This window comes from Nonomuraea sp. NPDC005983, assembly GCF_040614375.1.
In the GTDB taxonomy this organism is placed as follows: Bacteria; Actinomycetota; Actinomycetes; order Streptosporangiales; family Streptosporangiaceae; genus Nonomuraea.
In genome coordinates, this window is sequence record NZ_JBEXUP010000001.1 from 1 (window position 1) to 15,180 (window position 15,180).

17 protein-coding genes are annotated in these 15,180 nt (G+C 71.0%); 10 read left to right on the top strand and 7 right to left on the bottom strand.

From position 1 onward, the window contains the following. Window positions 1-361, top strand: a 361-nt coding sequence (locus tag ABZ297_RS00005; RefSeq protein ID WP_355336921.1) for a hypothetical protein, incomplete at its 5' end; no start/stop codon positions are given. A gap of 145 nt (window positions 362-506) precedes the next feature. Here ABZ297_RS00005 and ABZ297_RS00010 read toward each other — a convergent pair. Beyond that, window positions 507-656, bottom strand: coding sequence for a hypothetical protein (locus ABZ297_RS00010; protein ID WP_355336923.1), 150 nt, complete (start codon window positions 654-656; stop codon window positions 507-509). A gap of 54 nt (window positions 657-710) precedes the next feature. Next, window positions 711-1,229 carry a VOC family protein gene (locus tag ABZ297_RS00015; protein WP_355336925.1) on the bottom strand — a complete coding sequence of 173 codons (519 nt, stop codon included), beginning with the start codon at window positions 1,227-1,229 and terminating at the stop codon, window positions 711-713. An 85-nt stretch (window positions 1,230-1,314) separates the two neighbouring features. Between ABZ297_RS00015 and ABZ297_RS00020 the strand changes: the two genes are divergently transcribed. From ABZ297_RS00020 to ABZ297_RS00045, 6 genes are all read left to right on the top strand, one after another. Then, on the top strand, window positions 1,315-1,764 hold the full coding sequence (locus ABZ297_RS00020; RefSeq protein WP_355336927.1) for a MarR family transcriptional regulator: 450 nt from the start codon (window positions 1,315-1,317) through the stop codon (window positions 1,762-1,764). 74 nt (window positions 1,765-1,838) lie between these two features. After that, the gene (locus tag ABZ297_RS00025; RefSeq protein ID WP_355336929.1) at window positions 1,839-2,027 is read left to right on the top strand and encodes a hypothetical protein; all 189 of its coding nucleotides are present in this window, start codon (window positions 1,839-1,841) and stop codon (window positions 2,025-2,027) included. 43 nt (window positions 2,028-2,070) lie between these two features. Next, window positions 2,071-3,510 (top strand): FGGY family carbohydrate kinase, encoded by a 1,440-nt coding sequence (locus ABZ297_RS00030; RefSeq protein WP_355337487.1) that lies wholly within the window; start codon window positions 2,071-2,073, stop codon window positions 3,508-3,510. A gap of 195 nt (window positions 3,511-3,705) precedes the next feature. Beyond that, the gene (locus ABZ297_RS00035; protein WP_355336931.1) at window positions 3,706-4,362 is read left to right on the top strand and encodes a DUF998 domain-containing protein; all 657 of its coding nucleotides are present in this window, start codon (window positions 3,706-3,708) and stop codon (window positions 4,360-4,362) included. A 63-nt stretch (window positions 4,363-4,425) separates the two neighbouring features. Further along, on the top strand, window positions 4,426-6,603 hold the full coding sequence (locus tag ABZ297_RS00040) for a nitrate- and nitrite sensing domain-containing protein (RefSeq protein WP_355337490.1): 2,178 nt from the start codon (window positions 4,426-4,428) through the stop codon (window positions 6,601-6,603). Then, window positions 6,603-6,977: a DUF742 domain-containing protein gene (locus ABZ297_RS00045; protein ID WP_355336933.1), complete on the top strand. Its 375-nt coding sequence runs from the start codon at window positions 6,603-6,605 to the stop codon at window positions 6,975-6,977. Before ABZ297_RS00040 ends, ABZ297_RS00045 begins: the two co-directional genes overlap by 1 nt. Here the strand turns inward: ABZ297_RS00045 and ABZ297_RS00050 are convergent. The 4 genes from ABZ297_RS00050 to ABZ297_RS00065 are packed head-to-tail and all read right to left on the bottom strand — an operon-like array spanning window position 6,974 to window position 10,368. Further along, entirely contained in the window at window positions 6,974-7,546 is a 573-nt protein-coding gene (locus tag ABZ297_RS00050) for an ATP/GTP-binding protein (protein ID WP_355336935.1), read from the bottom strand. The genes ABZ297_RS00045 and ABZ297_RS00050 overlap by 4 nt on opposite strands. Then, the gene (locus ABZ297_RS00055; protein WP_355336937.1) at window positions 7,527-7,886 is read right to left on the bottom strand and encodes a DUF742 domain-containing protein; all 360 of its coding nucleotides are present in this window, start codon (window positions 7,884-7,886) and stop codon (window positions 7,527-7,529) included. The genes ABZ297_RS00050 and ABZ297_RS00055 overlap by 20 nt, the downstream gene beginning before the upstream one ends. Beyond that, a complete protein-coding gene (locus ABZ297_RS00060) occupies window positions 7,883-8,284 on the bottom strand; it encodes a roadblock/LC7 domain-containing protein (RefSeq protein ID WP_355336939.1) in 402 nt (133 codons plus the stop codon). Before ABZ297_RS00060 ends, ABZ297_RS00055 begins: the two co-directional genes overlap by 4 nt. Then, on the bottom strand, window positions 8,281-10,368 hold the full coding sequence (locus ABZ297_RS00065) for an ATP-binding protein (RefSeq protein ID WP_355336941.1): 2,088 nt from the start codon (window positions 10,366-10,368) through the stop codon (window positions 8,281-8,283). The genes ABZ297_RS00060 and ABZ297_RS00065 overlap by 4 nt, the downstream gene beginning before the upstream one ends. A 153-nt stretch (window positions 10,369-10,521) precedes the next feature. On the opposite strand from ABZ297_RS00065, the gene ABZ297_RS00070 reads away from it, so the two are divergent. Beyond that, on the top strand, window positions 10,522-11,307 hold the full coding sequence (locus ABZ297_RS00070) for an SDR family NAD(P)-dependent oxidoreductase (protein ID WP_355336943.1): 786 nt from the start codon (window positions 10,522-10,524) through the stop codon (window positions 11,305-11,307). Window positions 11,308-11,331: 24 nt separating this feature from the next. On the opposite strand, the gene ABZ297_RS00075 is transcribed toward ABZ297_RS00070, so the two are convergent. Then, window positions 11,332-13,278, bottom strand: coding sequence for an FAD-dependent oxidoreductase (locus ABZ297_RS00075; RefSeq protein ID WP_355336945.1), 1,947 nt, complete (start codon window positions 13,276-13,278; stop codon window positions 11,332-11,334). Between the two features lie 131 nt (window positions 13,279-13,409). Here ABZ297_RS00075 and ABZ297_RS00080 point away from each other — a divergent pair, with 131 nt between their 5' ends. Together ABZ297_RS00080 and ABZ297_RS00085 are read left to right on the top strand one after the other, a co-directional pair. After that, window positions 13,410-13,610 carry a hypothetical protein gene (locus ABZ297_RS00080; protein ID WP_355336947.1) on the top strand — a complete coding sequence of 67 codons (201 nt, stop codon included), beginning with the start codon at window positions 13,410-13,412 and terminating at the stop codon, window positions 13,608-13,610. Between the two features lie 12 nt (window positions 13,611-13,622). Continuing rightward, entirely contained in the window at window positions 13,623-15,107 is a 1,485-nt protein-coding gene (locus ABZ297_RS00085; protein ID WP_355336949.1) for an SPFH domain-containing protein, read from the top strand. Window positions 15,108-15,180 lie beyond the last annotated feature (73 nt).

Below are 15,180 nucleotides of genomic sequence, written 5' to 3' on the forward strand. Positions count from 1 at the left end.
CCGCTTCGACGCCGGAGGTCACGAGACCGCCGCTCCGGCCACCGTCGCCGTGATCATGACCGCGACCGCCGCCCTGAACTTCGCCGGCACCGGTCCGGCCCCACTGATGACCTGGATCTTCTCCTCGCTCGTCCTGCTGATGAACGCCGGGATCGTCTACAGCAACCTCACCGCGGTGAAGTCGGTGCAGGCCGCCTTCCGCCGCAAGGGCGACCCGGAACTGGCCCGCGTCGAGGTCGCGCCGTTCCTCAAGGCCGCCGAGAACGCCTTCCCCCGCTGGGTGCGAGCCCAGGCCTACATCCGCAACACCGTGGTCTTCGCCGGCTCCGCCATCGCCCTGATCGCCGTCTCCTTCGCCTGACAACCCCTCCTGATCAACAGGGCCTTCGCAGCGACGCCGTCGCCGCGAAGGCCCTGTTCACGTGGCTGGCCGATCGTCGTAGCCGGGCGCATCCAGTCGTTAACGAGCCTGACGGCCAGCGCGTGCGTGGGTGCAGTGTGGCTGTCTACCAGTTCCAGGAGGCGGTGACGCCGATCCCGCACCACCAGCCGCCGTTGGTCACCGCCCACCCGTCGAGGGTGGTCGCCGTTGCGCCCCACCCGATGGACGACAGCGTGCGCCATGAGTCTCCGGGCATGAACATGGGGATCGCCACCACGCACATCGCATGGACACCGGGATGAAGTCCGTAGCCAGGCCGCCGGCCGGCCTAGGTGTATTCGGCCGGGATCGAGACGCCCAGGCCGCCGCGCGTCTGGCTGCCGTACCGCTCCTTGTCGGCCGCGAGGTCCAGGGGGCGGACGGTGGCGCGCGCGGCGAGCACCTCCTCGGTGATCAGCGAGGCCGGCAGCAGCCAGGACACCTCGAACTCCAGGCCGTCGGGGTCGTGCGCGTACAGGGCCTTGGTGGTGCTGTGGTCCGACGCGCCGACGAGCGCGCCCAGCTCGCGCAGCTTGGACGCGACGCGCTCCAATTCGTCGAGCGTGTCGACCTCCCACGCCAGGTGGTAGAGGCCGACGGTGGAACGCCCGGCGGGCGACGGGCCCGCCTGGGCGCCGATCTCGAACAGGCCGAGGTCGTGGTCGTTGCTGGAGCCCTCGGCCTGCAGGAAGGCCGCCCCCGGCATGCCCATGACGACCTCGAAGCCGAGGGCCTCGCGGTAGAAGGCGACGCTGCGTTCGACGTCGCGTACATACAGGACCGCGTGGTTGAGCCGCTGGACCGGCATGGTGAGCTCCTCTCTGTCCGCTCTACCCCCAAGTATATGAGAGTTCAACTAAAAAGTATATGAGAGTTCAACTAAACTGCCAGTCATGACCCGATGGCTGGACGACGACGAGCAGCGCGCCTGGCGGGCCTTCCTGTCGGCCACGCAGCTCGTGAACGAGGCGCTCGACCGCCAGCTGCAGCGCGACGCGGGCATGCCGCACACGTACTACATGATCCTCGTCGCGCTCTCGGAGGCGCCGGAGCGCTCGATGCGGATGAGCGAGCTGGCGGCCAGGGCGCAGAGCTCGCAGAGCAGGCTCTCGCACGCGGTCGCCCGCCTGGAGGAGCGCGGCTGGGTGCGCCGGGCGCGCTGCTCCGACGACCGGCGCGGCAACACCGCCGTCCTGACCGAGGACGGCTTCGCCGCGCTCGCCGCCGCAGCTCCCGGGCACGTGGAGGAGGTGCGGCGGAGCCTGTTCGACGTGCTCACACCCGAGCAGGTGCGCTCTCTGGACGAGATCTGCACGGCCGTGCGGAACACGCTGGAGCGTTAGCGCGAAAACTGTCGGCGACACGTCGTAGCGTTCTCCCCGGTAATCGCTCCCGGTAATCGAACGAGGAGACACGGATGCGCGACACTGAAGAGGCTCTGTTCATGACGGTTCACGGGATCGCCGGGCAGATGGCGGGCCAGCCCGTGCCCGTGGTCATGGACGCGTTGCTGCGCCAGCTGCCCAAGGCGCCCGGCCTCGAGGTGTCCGAGATCCGCAAGATCGCCGAGGAGATCAGCGTGGGGCGCGATCCCTCGGGCTTGTGAAGGTCCGACGCCTCGGGGGAGCATCGGGGCTATGCACGATGAAATGCCCGGGTTAGGGGCCCTGGTCGCCGGTGTCGACTCGTCCACGCAGAGCTGCAAGGTCGTCATCCGCGACGCCGTCACCGGGAAGCTGGTGCGCCAGGGGCGGGCGGCGCATCCCGGCGGCACGGAGGTCCATCCGTCGCACTGGTGGCAGGCGCTGATCGAGGCCCTGACGCAGGCCGGAGGGCTCGACGGCGTCGCCGCGATCAGCGTGGCGGGCCAGCAGCACGGGATGGTGTGCCTCGACGAGTCCGGAAACGTCGTGCGCGACGCGTTGCTGTGGAACGACACGCGCTCGGCCCAGGCCGCCGCCGACCTCGTGGCCTCACGGGGCGGGCCGCAGTCGTGGGCCGACGCGGTGGGGTCCGTCCCCGTCGCGGCGTTCACGGTGACCAAGCTGCGCTGGCTGGCCGAGCACGAACCCGACTCGGCCCGCCGCACGGCCGCGGTCTGCCTGCCGCACGACTGGCTCACCTGGCGGCTCGCCGGGGCCCTCGCCCTGGGGCACTTCGACCCGGCCGCCTGGCGTGACGCCCCGCCGCCCGCCCTCGACCGCCTCACCACCGACCGGGGCGACGCCTCCGGCACCGGCTACTGGTCGCCCTTCACCGGCGCCTACCGCACCGACCTCCTGAAGGCCGCCCTCGGCGCGGTCCCGCTGCTGCCCAGGGTGCTGGGCCCGGTCGATGAGGCGGCCGCTCCGGCGGGCGTCCGGATCGCGCCGGGCACCGGCGACAACATGGCCGCCGCGCTGGGCGTGGGGGCGCGGCCCGGTGACGTGGCGGTGTCGATCGGGACGTCCGGCACCGTGTTCGCGGTGGCCGAGCGGCCGAGCGCCGACCCGAGCGGCGCCGTCGCCGGGTTCGCCGACGCCACCGGCCGGTTCCTGCCGCTGGTGTGCACGCTCAACGCGGCCAGGGTGCTCGACGCCGCCGCCGCTCTCACCGGCACCGACCTCGACCGGCTCGGAGAACTGGCCCTCCAGGCGCCGCCGGGGGCCGACGGGTTGACGCTCGTCCCGTACCTCGAAGGGGAGCGCACGCCCAACCTGCCCGACGCCACCGGCTCCCTGCACGGCCTGCGCCTGGCCACCGCCACCCCTGCCCACCTGGCGCGGGCCGCGGTCGAGGGCATGCTGTGCGGGCTGGCCGACGCGCTCGACGCCCTGGGCCTCCCGCCGGAGCGGGTGCTGCTCATCGGCGGCGGCGCCCGTTCCGTCGCCGTCCGCCGTATCGCGCCCACCGTGTTCGGGCGTCCGGTGACGGTCCCGCCGCCGGGCGAGTACGTCGCCGACGGCGCCGCCCGCCAGGCCGCCTGGCTCCTCACCGGAGCCGAGGAGCCGCCGGCGTGGACGTTGGAGGAGCCGGAGACCTACGAGGCGCCCCCGGCCCCGGAGATCCGCCACCGCTACGCCCGGGCCATCCACCCTGGCGAGGCGTGATTCCCCAGGCGATCTCCAGGCCCTGGGCCTGCCTTTGAGGGGCGCGCCTGCGTCTTGGCCAGGTGCTTTGAGGGTGTCCGGGGGTCGTGCGTGCAGAGGCAGGGTGTCCAGGGGTCGGCGTTCGGGGGTGGGTCAGGGTCGGGTCAGGGGTGGGGCCTGATGTGAGGGGATGCGGCGGCGCGGGAGGGTGTGGGCATGGCCGCAGTCAAGAGGTTCTACCCGCTGATCGCGTGCGTGTCGATCGTCTTCTCGGTCGTCGCGATCGTGGTCGGGCAGCTCGTCCCCGACCCCTACCTCGACCCGATGAACGTGACCATCAGCGAGTACGCCGTGTCCGACCGCGGGGGCGTCACGGAGGTCGCGATGGCGGTTCTGGGCGTGGGGTCGCTGGCGCTGCTCGGGGGGCTGCGGGCGGCGGGGGCGCCTGTGCGGGGGCTGCCGGAGAGGTTGCTGATGGTGTGGTCGGGGGCGCTGGTCGTCGCCGCGGTGGTCCCGACCACGCCCATCGGCGCGGACCTGACGCTGACGGCGCAGATCCACCGTTACGTCAGCGTGGCGGCGTTCGTCAGCCTCCCGGCGGCGGCCACGCTGCTGGTGCCGCGCCTCGCCGCGGACGTGGCCTGGAAGCCGGTGGCCCGGGTGATGGAGTGGACGGCGCTGACCTGCGGGTTCGGGCTGCTGGCGATCACCTACGTGGCGCTGCCCGGCGAGCGGGTGCTGATCGGTCTGGTGGAGCGGCTGCTGCTGGGCGCGGAGGTCGCGGTGCTGGCCGTGCTGGCGGCCTGGCTGGTGCGACTCACCTGGACCAAAGCCGTCAATTTCCCGACATATCACAGATTTATCGCTAGTTGATCTTAATCACACCCGTTTCGATGCTATTCTCTCCCGCGATCTTCTATCCGGGAGCGGGTGTCCATGGCATCGGGCAGATCTATCAGATTCAAGATCTCGACGCTGCTCGTCGTCCCTCTGATCTCCTTGATCGCGCTCTGGGGCTTCGCCGCCAGTAGCACCTTCGGCGAGGCGTTGAACCTGCTGAGGGCGGACACGATCTGGACCGGTGTCATCAACAACACCGACGGCCTGGTCTCCCGGCTCCAGGAGGAGCGGCTGGCGTCCGCCGAGCGGCTCGCCGGAACCGCCACCGATCCCGCGGAACTGGCCGCCGCCCGCGGCAAGACCGACAAGAGCAACCAGAAGCTGCGCGACGAGGCGCAGTCGGGCAGTGTCCAGTCGGCGCTGACGTTCGAGATGAGCACCAGGCTCAAGGAGGCGTTCGCCGCGGTCGACCGGTTGTCCGACATCAGGCGAAAGGTCGACGGCGGCCAGCTGAGCCCGTCGCGGCTGTTGGGCGAGTACGACTCCATCTCCGACTCCATCCACGTGCTCTACTCCACCTTCACCGCGAGCACCGACGTAGAACTGGCCAGGCAGGCACAGGGCCTGATCGCCGCCGACCAGGTGCGCGAGCTGCTGACCAGAGAGCACGCGCTGATCGTCGCCGCCAACGGCAAGCCGAGCATGGCGGATATGCACCTGCTGGCCAGGATCGACGGCACCAGGACGTACCTGTTCCCGAAGGCCATGGCCAACATGGACGCCGAGCTGCGGGCCCCGTTCGACAAGCTCGCCACCTCGTCCCGGTACGCCACCATGGAACGGGCCCTGGACTCGTACCTCATGGGCAAGCCCGTCGACATGCAGATGTGGCGCGGCCTGGCCGACCCGGTGCTGAAGGAGTACACGCAGGGCGTCTGGCGCGCGGGCGAGAGGCTGCTCGCCCGGCTGCAGCCGGCGGGCATGTCGATCCTCATCCGGGCCGGTGTGGCGGGCGCGGTGGGGCTCATCGCGGTCGTGTTCTCCGTCGTCATCTCGATCCGGGTGGGCCGGCGGATCACCCGTGAGCTGGCCTCGCTCCGCGTCTCCGCGCTCGACCTGGCGGAGGTCAGGCTGCCCGACGTAGTGGAGAAGCTCCGCAAGGGCGACAAGGTGGACATGGCCACCGAGGTGCCGCCCATCAAGGTGGGCGACCAGGCCACGAGCGAGGTCGCCGACCTGGCCGCCGCGTTCGACAGCGTCCAGCACACCGCCGTGGACGCCGCCGTCGGGCAGGCGAAGCTGCGCGAGGGCGTGTCGGAGGCGCTGCGCAACCTCGCCAGACGCAGCCAGTCGCTGCTGCAACGCCAGCTCAAGATGCTGGACGACATGCAACGCCAGACCGAGGAGCCCGAGGCTCTGGAGCGGCTGTTCAAGCTCGACCACCTGACCACCCGCATGCGCCGCCACGCCGAGGGCCTGGTGCTGCTGTCAGGTGGCGCGGCCGGCCGCAGGTGGCGCGGCGTCATCCCGGTCGAGGACGTGCTGAACGGCGCCGCCGCCCAGGTCGAGGAGTACACGCGGGTGCGCGTCTACCCGATGCCGGAGTCCGGCGTGTCGGGCGAGGCCGTGGCCGACCTCATGCACCTGTTCGCGGAGCTGATCGAGAACGCCACGTCGTTCTCCTCGCCCGGCAACGAGGTGTCGGTGCGCGGCGAACTGGTCGGCAGGGGCTTCGCGGTGGAGATCGAGGACCGCGGGCTGGGCATCAGCCCCGAGGAGCGGCGGGCGATCAACGAGCGGCTGGCGAACCCGCGCGAGTTCGACCTGGCACAGACCGAGCGGCTGGGCTTCGCGGTGGTCGGCATGCTGGCGGCCAAGCACGGGGTGGCGGTGACGCTCAAACCGTCACCGTACGGGGGGACGACCGCGATCGTGCTGGTGCCCTCGGCGCTCGTCCAGCCGCTGCCGACGCCGATGGACCTGCCGGAGTTCGAGCCGGTGTCGGTGTCGGTGGTCAGGACCGATACGGGGCCGGGAGAGCTCCCGCGCCGGGTCCGCACAGCCAAGCGGGGAGCCGCCGCGCTCTCGCAGGACTCGGGTCTGCCTCGCCGCGTCCGGCAGGCCAGCTTGCCGGAGCAGCTCAAGCAGGTGCCCCCCACCGAGCCGCCTGTGGAGGACCGCTCGCCTGAGCAGACCAGGGCGCTGCTCTCCTCGCTCCAGTCGGGCTGGCAGCGCGGGCGGCAGGACAGCGACCAGGATGGGGGAAGCCGATAGTGAGCCGCGAGCAGGAATGGGTGGACGAGGAGGCGGGGCCCGTCGTGCGGCCGTACGCGGTGGCACGCGGGCGGACCAGATCGTCGTCGCCCTCGATCGACCTGCTGGCGACGGTCGCCCCGACGGGGCTGCCCGTGCCAGGCAAGGCCGAGCTGAGCGTCCAGCACCGGCGACTGCTGGCCTTCGTGGCCGGTCGGGGCAGGGCGGTGGCCGAGGTCGCCGCGGAGCTGAACCTGCCCGTGGGGGTGGTCAGGGTGCTCCTCGGCGACCTTCTCGACTACGGCCTGGTGCAGGTGCGCATGCCCGTGGGCAAGGGCGCGTCTCCGACGGAGAGCCTGCTCAGAGAGGTGATCAACGGGCTCAGGGCGCTCTAGCCGGCCGCGGTCAGGGTCCGCAGCGAGTGCTCGACCAGGGTGATCATGACTTCCTTGGCCGAGGAGCGCCGGCGCACGTCGCACAGCAGGATGGGGACGTCGTCGTCCAGGTCGAGGGCGATCCTGACGTCTTCGACGCCGTGCCGGTCGGCGCCGTCGAAGCAGTTGACGGCCACCACGAAGGGCGTGCCGCGCTGCTCGAAGTAGTCGATCGAGGGGAAGCAGTCGGTGAGCCGCCGGGTGTCGGCGATCACGACCGCGCCGAGCGCGCCGTACGACAGCTCGTCCCACATGAACCAGAACCGCTCCTGCCCGGGGGTGCCGAACAGGTACACGACCAGGCCGTCGCGGATCGTGATGCGGCCGAAGTCCATCGCCACGGTCGTGGTGGTCTTGCTCTCGACGCCGTCGAGGTCGTCGACGCCGATACCGCGGTCGGAGAGCACCTCCTCGGTGCGCAGCGGCTTGATCTCGCTGATCGACCCGACGAGGGTGGTCTTGCCCACCCCGAAGCCCCCGGCGATGAGAATCTTCAGCGCGACCGGGTCCTCAGAGAGCACGGAGTCCATTGATCACTTCCTTGAGAGTGCGCTCACTCGTACGGCGCCCTGCGAAGGGGGACGTGACCGAGATGAGGCCGTTGTCACGCAGGTCGCCCAGCAGCACCCGGACGACGCCGACGGGCAGGTCGAGCTCGACGGCCACGTCGGCCACCGAGATCGGGGCACGCGCCGCCCGCAGGATGTGCCGTTGCTCTGGACCGAGGTCCGGCGGCGGTTCGCCCACGGTCCGGACGGTCGCGATGAGGTCGAGGGTCTCCCCTGACGGCCTCGTGCGACCGCGGATGAGGGCGTAAGGCCTGACGAACGGCCCCGCGTCCTCGTCCAGCCACTGGGGGGCGTCGCTCATGACGTCCGCGGGTTGGTCGAGATGTGCTGACCGACACGCTTGACCAGCATCGCCATCTCGTAGGCGATGTGGCCGACGTCCACGTTGGCGTCGGCGATCACAGCAAGGCAGGTGCCCTGCCCGGCCGCCGTCACGAACAGGAACGCCGTCTCCATCTCCACGATGGTCTGCCGGACGTCGCCGCCGCCGAAGTGCCGTCCGGTGCCCCGGGCCAGGCTCTGGAACCCGGCGGCGACGGCCGACAGGTGCTCGGCGTCCTCGCGGGTCAGCCCCTTGGAGCGTCCGACCGCCAAGCCGTCGGTCGACAGGATCACGGCCTGCCGTACCGAGGCGACCCTGTTCGTCAGGTCGTCGAGCAGCCAGTTCAGCTCACCAGTGTTGGTCGTCGGCACACTCATGCCTCCCCCTCCTCATTGCCTTCTTCTCGGGCGCGTTGGGTTCCCCGCTGGAACGCGGAGAACAGGTCGCGTACCTCGTCGGGAGAGCGATCTGTCTTCCCATCCTGCTCAGGTGGGTCCGCCCTGAGCGCGGGCGCCAGGTTCGCCTGCCGTACCCGTCGAGGAAGGCCGGCGTGGGTGCCGTCGCTCACCACGGCGAGCGCCTTCTTCTTGGTACGGCTGGGCAGCGCGGGCGCCTGGTCGCCGGACGGCAGCGCCGTCTGCTCGGCGATCAGCGTGCGTGGCACGAGCACGATGGCCGTGCTCCCGCCGAAGGGGGAGCGGCGCAGCGTCACATCGACGCCGTGCCGCTCCGCCAGCCTGGCCACCACGAACAGGCCGAGCCTGTCGCTGTCGGCCAGGTCGAACTCGGGTGGCGAGGACAGCAGCTTGTTGTAGGCCGCGTACTCGCCCGCGGACAGGCCCAGCCCCCTGTCCTCCACCTCGATGGCGTAGCCGTTGCTCACGACGTCGCCGCGGATCCGCACGCCGGTGTCGGGCGGCGAGTAGATGGTGGCGTTCTCGACCAGTTCGGCCACGAGGTGCGTCAGGTCGGCGGCGGCGGTGCCGTCGAACGCGGTCTCGGGCATGGTCTCGACGGTGACCCTGGTGTAGTCCTCGACCTCCGCGACGGCGGCCCTGACGATGTCGATGACGGGCACCGGCCTGCGCCACGCCCTGCCCGGCGCGGAGCCCGACAGGATGATCAGGCTCTCTGCGTGCCGCCGCATGCGGGTGGTCAGGTGGTCCAGGCGGAAGAGCTCCTCCAGCCTGTCGGGGTCGTGGGTGCGGCGCTGCATGCCGTCGAGGAGGCCGAGCTGGCGGTGCAGGAGGCCCTGCTTGCGCCGGGCGAGGTTGAGGAAGACCTGGCCGACGCCGCGCCGCATGGCGGCCTGACCGACGGCCGCCTGGACGGCCGTGCGCTGGACGGAGCCGAAGGCCCTGGCGACGTCGACGATCTCGGCGGAACCGCTGACCTTCATCGGCCTCGCCTCCTTCTTGACGTTCACCTCCTCGCCCGCGCGCAGCCGCTCGACGATGCTCGGCAGCCGGGTCTCGGCCAGTTCCAGCGCCGAGACCCGCAGCCCGGCCAGCTCACCGGCGAGGCGGCGGCCGAAGCGCACCGAAATGATGATGGAGGCGAGCACCGCGATCAAACCGAGGACGCCCGCCACCCCGATCCGCACCAGGATCGATGTGGCGGCTGCGACCGAGCGGTCTGCCAGCGCCTTCGTGGAGGAGAGGCCGACCTTGTCGAGCTGACTGGAGACCTTGTCGAGGGCGCCGTTCCACGCCGTGTCGGGCGGCGGGGAGCCGGTCTTGACGATCCTCGTCTCCATCGCGGTGAGGCTCTGGAACGGCTCGCTCTCGAAGATGTCCTCGTACGGCTGCCGCAGCGTGACGTCGAGCTCGGCCATGCCGCGTGAGTGCAGGAACCTGCGGCTGGCGACGTACTCGGTGAAGGCGCCGATCTCGGGTTCGGTCAGCCGGTGGTCGATGAGCGCGCCGCTGATCAGCGCGTGCTCCCTGGCGATGATCTCGCGGGCGTTGCCCATGGCCTGCATCGCCGCGGCCTGCTGGGAGATCGACAGGTCGGGCAGGGAGACGAGGTGGTCGTAGACCCGGAAGAGCAGGTCGAGCACGCGGTTGTAGTCGTTCAGGCTGGCGAGGCGGGAGTTGATGCCGCCGTCGATGGACGCGCGGACGGAGCCGAGCCGGCCCAGCTCGGCGGTCAAGGTGTGAAGAGGGCCGCGCAGCCCGCCGGAGATGGCGTCGCCGGCCTCCTCGACGGACTTCCCGAAGGCCGTGATGGCCTTGTCGGTGCGGGCGCGCTGCGCGCTCAGATCTTCGGTGAGTTCACGGTTGGTGACGGCCACGGCGGTGCGCGACCGCTCGGCCTGGAGCTGAAGCCCCAGCTCTGTGGAGGAGACGCCGATCGTCTGGTACAGCGTGTCGGCTCTCAGGAGGGCCTGACCGTCGCCCACGGTGAGGTTGAGCACGAAGCCCCAGAGCACGCTGAGAGACAGGAGGGGTAGCAGCAGCAATAAGAAGATCTTGAACCGAATTGACCGGTTTTGCGAGCCCATGTCCCAACCTCGAAGTCGAGGGGCATTTCCACAGCTTGTGTAAATCCACCTCCGGAAGATCGCACAGGAGACTAGCACCGATTAAGGTTCCGGCGCAGTGGGAGGAACACGATGATTAGCGTGATTACTGGGGCAAGTGCCGGGATCGGTGCTGCCGCCGCTGCCGGGCTTTCCCGTCTGGGCCACAAGGTGGTCCTGGTGGGCAGGGACGAGACGCGGCTCAAGGCCGTCGCCAGCGGGCTGACCGGGCCCGAACCCGACGTCCTGACCTGCGATTACACCTCGCTTGACGAGGTGCGAAAGTTGGCGTCCCAGCTTCGCGGGCGATACGGGCGGATCGCCGTGCTCGCGAACAACGCCGGTGTGATGAGCACCAGCAGGCGGACGACCGGAGATGGGCACGAGCTGATGGTTCAGGTCAACCACCTCGCTCCATTCCTGTTGACCCATTTGTTGACGGACCGGGTCGACAGAGTCGTGACCACGACGTCCCGGGCGGGCAGGACCGGAAAGCTCGACCCGGGCGACCTGTCGCGCGAGCGGCGCCGGTGGAACGGCTGGCTCCAGTACGGCGACACCAAGCAGGCGAACGCCCTCTTCACGGTCGCGCTGGCGGGGCGCGGAGTCGCGGCCACCTGCTTCCACCCCGGGGTGATCCGCACCGGGTTCGCGGGCGGGAGCCTGCTGATGCGGCTGTTCCTGGCGCTGCCCGGGTACGCCAAGCCGCCCGAGCACGGCGCCCGCACGCTGGTGCACCTCGCCACCCATCCGGACGGCCTGGAGCGTTCCGGGCGCTACTTCGCCGAGGGGAGGGAGGAGCGGGCCTCGTCCGGGATGTCGGACGCCGCGCTGGCCGAACGACTCTGGGAGGCCAGCCTCAGCGCGGTGGGCGGCTAGGGTCGCCCGCCGGGAGCGCGGCCTTCAGGCCGACAGTTCGGCGACGGCGCGGTGGGCGGCCGTGATGGCGGCGTCGGCGTACGCGGCGGGAACCGAGTCGGAGTTGGCGACGGCGATCCTGCCGAAACGCCGGCGGGCGGTCTCGGCGGGGAACGGCCCGTCGGGGTAGAACCGGTTCCACGGCCTGCAGTACTCGGGCGCGTACCCGTGTCCCCAGCGGTTGACCGTGATCGCCTCGATGTCCCTGGCCGGGTCGAAGCCGTCCGCCCCGAGCAGCCGGGTGAGCTGGTCGCGGACGGTGTACTCCAGGTGGCTGTAGGGCGTCCTGAGCAGCGCCCGCCGCCCGGCGACGGCTCCCTCGGCAGGGCCCAGCTCCGACTGGCAGGGCGCGGCGACCAGGTGCGCCAGGACCGGCTGGCCCGGTTCCCGCGGGCAGGAGTAGCCGGGCACGCTGACCGGGTGGTCCAGCTCCGTCACGCACCAGTACGCGCCCGTCCAACGGGCCCTGCGGACGCCCGCCCGCTGCCAGGCCCGCCAGTCGCGCAGCTGCACCGTCGCGTACAGCAGCGGCATCTTGACCGCCCGGCTCAGCGCCTGTTTCTGCTCGGCGGGCAGCTCCGGGACCAGATACGGGATGACCGCGTTCCAGCACGCCATGATCACCGCCCCGGCGCGCACAGTCCTGACGGCGTGCCCGTCGAAGTAGCCCACGGTCGCGGTCGTGGCGGTGTCGGGACGCCCGTCGTTGCGCACCGAGACCACCGGGCTCGACAGTCGGAAGCGGACCCGGTTGCCCGGCCGGTCCAGCCTGCCGTAGTCGAAGGCGGCGGTGGTGACGCCGTCCATGGTGGCGGAGCCGGCGAAGCCGGGGATCATCCGGCCCAGCATCATCCGCACCAGCGCCTGGTTGCCCTCGGGGAAGTGGTGGACGTCCAGGTCACGGGCTCCCCACGCCTTCTTCAGCGACGGGGAGTTGAACCGCGACGGCCTGCCGGGGTCGAGCCCCAGGCCCTGGAAGCCGGGGTAGTCCCAGCCGGAGGCGCTGCCCCAGGCGTCGATCGCGCCGAACGCCTGGGTGCCGTAGGCCCACTCGTCGCTGGACATCGTCCGGCAGAAGCGCTCCACGTCCGGGTGCGCCTCGCAGACGTCCAGCAGGAACGCCGAGTACGTCAGCCCGGCGAGCCGCTCCTCCTTCCGCTCCCGCGACAGGCCGGGGAACCAGTCGGGCGGGCTCGTGTACAGCCTCAGCAGGTCCCTCCTGGCCTGCTCCGCGATCGGGAGGCTGCCGACCCACTCCTCGGCCGTGACGCCGGGCGCGTAGCGGATCAGCCGGTCCGCGGAGAAGGTCTCCCTGTCGCACATCACGCCGTCGTGGCAGCCGTGCCGGGCGTACAGGTCGCGGTCGAAGTAGCCGTCGAACCGCGCGAGGTCGACACCGAGCCGTTCGAGGACGGCCTTGCCCTCCGGCGTCCACGCCGAGGGCGCCTCGATCGACTGCGAGCCGCCGTAGCCGACCAGGGGGCCGCCGCGCCCCTCGGGGTGGAACTCGTTGCGCCGCGCGTGCCCGCCGATCTCGTCGTGGTTGTCCAGGATCAGGACGCGGGCTCCCGGCTCCCGCCGCAGCCACTCGAACGCCGCGCTCACCCCGCTGATGCCGCCGCCGACCACCACCAGGTCGTAGCTCTCGCCGGTCGGTTCCGGGGTGCCCGCGTACTGCCAGAAACGTCCGTCGCGCAGCGCGTGCGGGACGCCGAGCGCGGCCGGGGTGCCGCCCTGCAGCCCGGTCAGCCCCGCGGGCGCCCCGGCGGCCTGCGCCGTCGTGGCGGACGAGGTGGTGCCGCCGGAGCCGGAGCGGCCTCCGGCGAGCAGCGCGGCGCTCGCGACCATGGCGACGCCGTCGAAGAAGTCACGGCGCGAAATGGGCCGGTCCATCCCGAGTTCGCGCGCACGACGCGCGCTGATGTCGCTCATTCGGCGATCATCATGACGGGCCGTGAACGGGGCGCTGAGCCGCGCAGCGGTCCGGGAAACATTTTGCGCGGACTGTTACCGCGAATGCCTGTTTGGAGTACCGTCCGGAATATCACGACGGGGGGAGCTCAGTGGTCGGCAAGCAGGGCAGGGTCACCGGGAAGATCGGCCCTGGCCTCGTCGGCGAGGTCATGGTCGCGATCAGAGGGGGCGTCGAGGCCTTCTACGCCCACCCGAGCGTGCCTGACGAGGAGATCTCCGTCGGTTCGATCGTGATCGTCGTGGACTACTTCCCGCCACGGACGATCTACGTGGCCAGAGCACTCGTCTAGAGAGGCCCCCCGATGTCCCCCGAGTTCTACCTTCTCGGCGGCGGCGTCCTCGTCGCGGTCGTCGTCCTGATCCTGTTATTCAAGGCCTTCTGGCGGGTCGCGGAGCCCAACGAGGCCCTGATCATCTCGGGGCTCGGCGCGCGCAGGCGCGGCGAGGGCCTCGACAGCCTCGGCTTCAAGATCATCACGGGCAAGGGCACGGCGGTGCTCCCCGGATTCCAGACCGCCAGGCGGCTGCGCCTCGACACCAGGGCCGCCAACCTCCAGGTCTCCTGCGTCACCCAGCAGGGCATCCCGGTGCACATCAGGGGCGTGGTCATCTACAAGGTCGGCGACGACTTCGCGTCCATCGCCAACGCCGCCCGCCGCTTCCTCGACCAGCAGGACTTCATGACCGGCGCGATCCACGAGCTGTTCACCGGCCACCTGCGCTCGATCATCGGCAACCTGACCGTCGAGGACCTGATACTCAACAGGGAGCGCCTGACCAGCGAGACCAGGGCGTCGGCCGCCGACGAGATGAGCAAGCTCGGCCTGATCGTCGACTCGCTGCAGATCCAGGAGATCGACGACGAGACCGGCTACATCGTCAACCTGGGCAAGCCGCACGCCGCCAAGGTGGCCTCCGTGGCCCGCATCGCCGAGGCCCAGCGCGACCAGGAGGCCACCGAGGCCGAGCAGGCCGCCACGGCCCGTAAGGCGGCGGCCGTCCGCGAGTCGAAGATCCAGCAGGCCGGTTACCAGGCCGAGGTGGACCAGGCCGCGGCCAAGGCCAGGCAGGCCGGGCCGCTGTCGGAGGCGACCGCGCGTCAGGAGGTCGTCGTCCAGGAGACCAGGGCCGCCGAGCTGGAGGCGCAGCTTTCCGAGCAGCGTCTGCAGTCGCAGGTCCGCAAGCCCGCCGACGCGAAGGCGTACGAGACCGTCACGCTGTCGCAGGCCGAGCGGGACGCCCGCATCGCCCAGGCGGAGGCGGAGGCCAGGGAGACCGAGCTGCGGGCCGTCGCGCAGGCGTCCCAGGTCAAGCAGGCCGCCGCCGCCGAGGCGGAGGCGGTGCGGCTGCGCGGTGAGGCGGCCGGCGCGGCCACCAAGGTCGCGGGCGAGGCCGAGGCCCAGGCGGCCAAGGCCCGCGGCCTCGCGCAGGCGGAGGCGGCCAAGGCGCTCGGGCTCGCGCAGGCCGAGGCCGAGCAGGCCAAGGGCCTGGCGGAGGCGACGGCGATCAGGGCCAGGTCGGAGGCGCTCGCCGAGAACCAGGAGGCGGTCATCGCCCAGCAGCTGGCCGAGCGCTGGCCGGAGATCGTCGAGGCGGGCGCGAAGGCGTTCGGCAACGTGGACCACATGGTCGTGCTCAACGGCGCCCAGGGCATCGAGGAGCTGCTGGCCAAGGCGCTCACGCTGGGCGGCAGCGGGCTGGGGCTGGCCAGGACGCTGCTCAACGGCGGATCCCCGAATGCCGTCGAGCCCGAAATCGCGCGCAAAGCCCCTGAATCCCGCGGATAGCGCCGTTACTCGGCTCGTTACTCTCCGTTTCCTCTAGCGTTTCCCGGGGTGCCGCCAGAGGAAATGGGGGAAC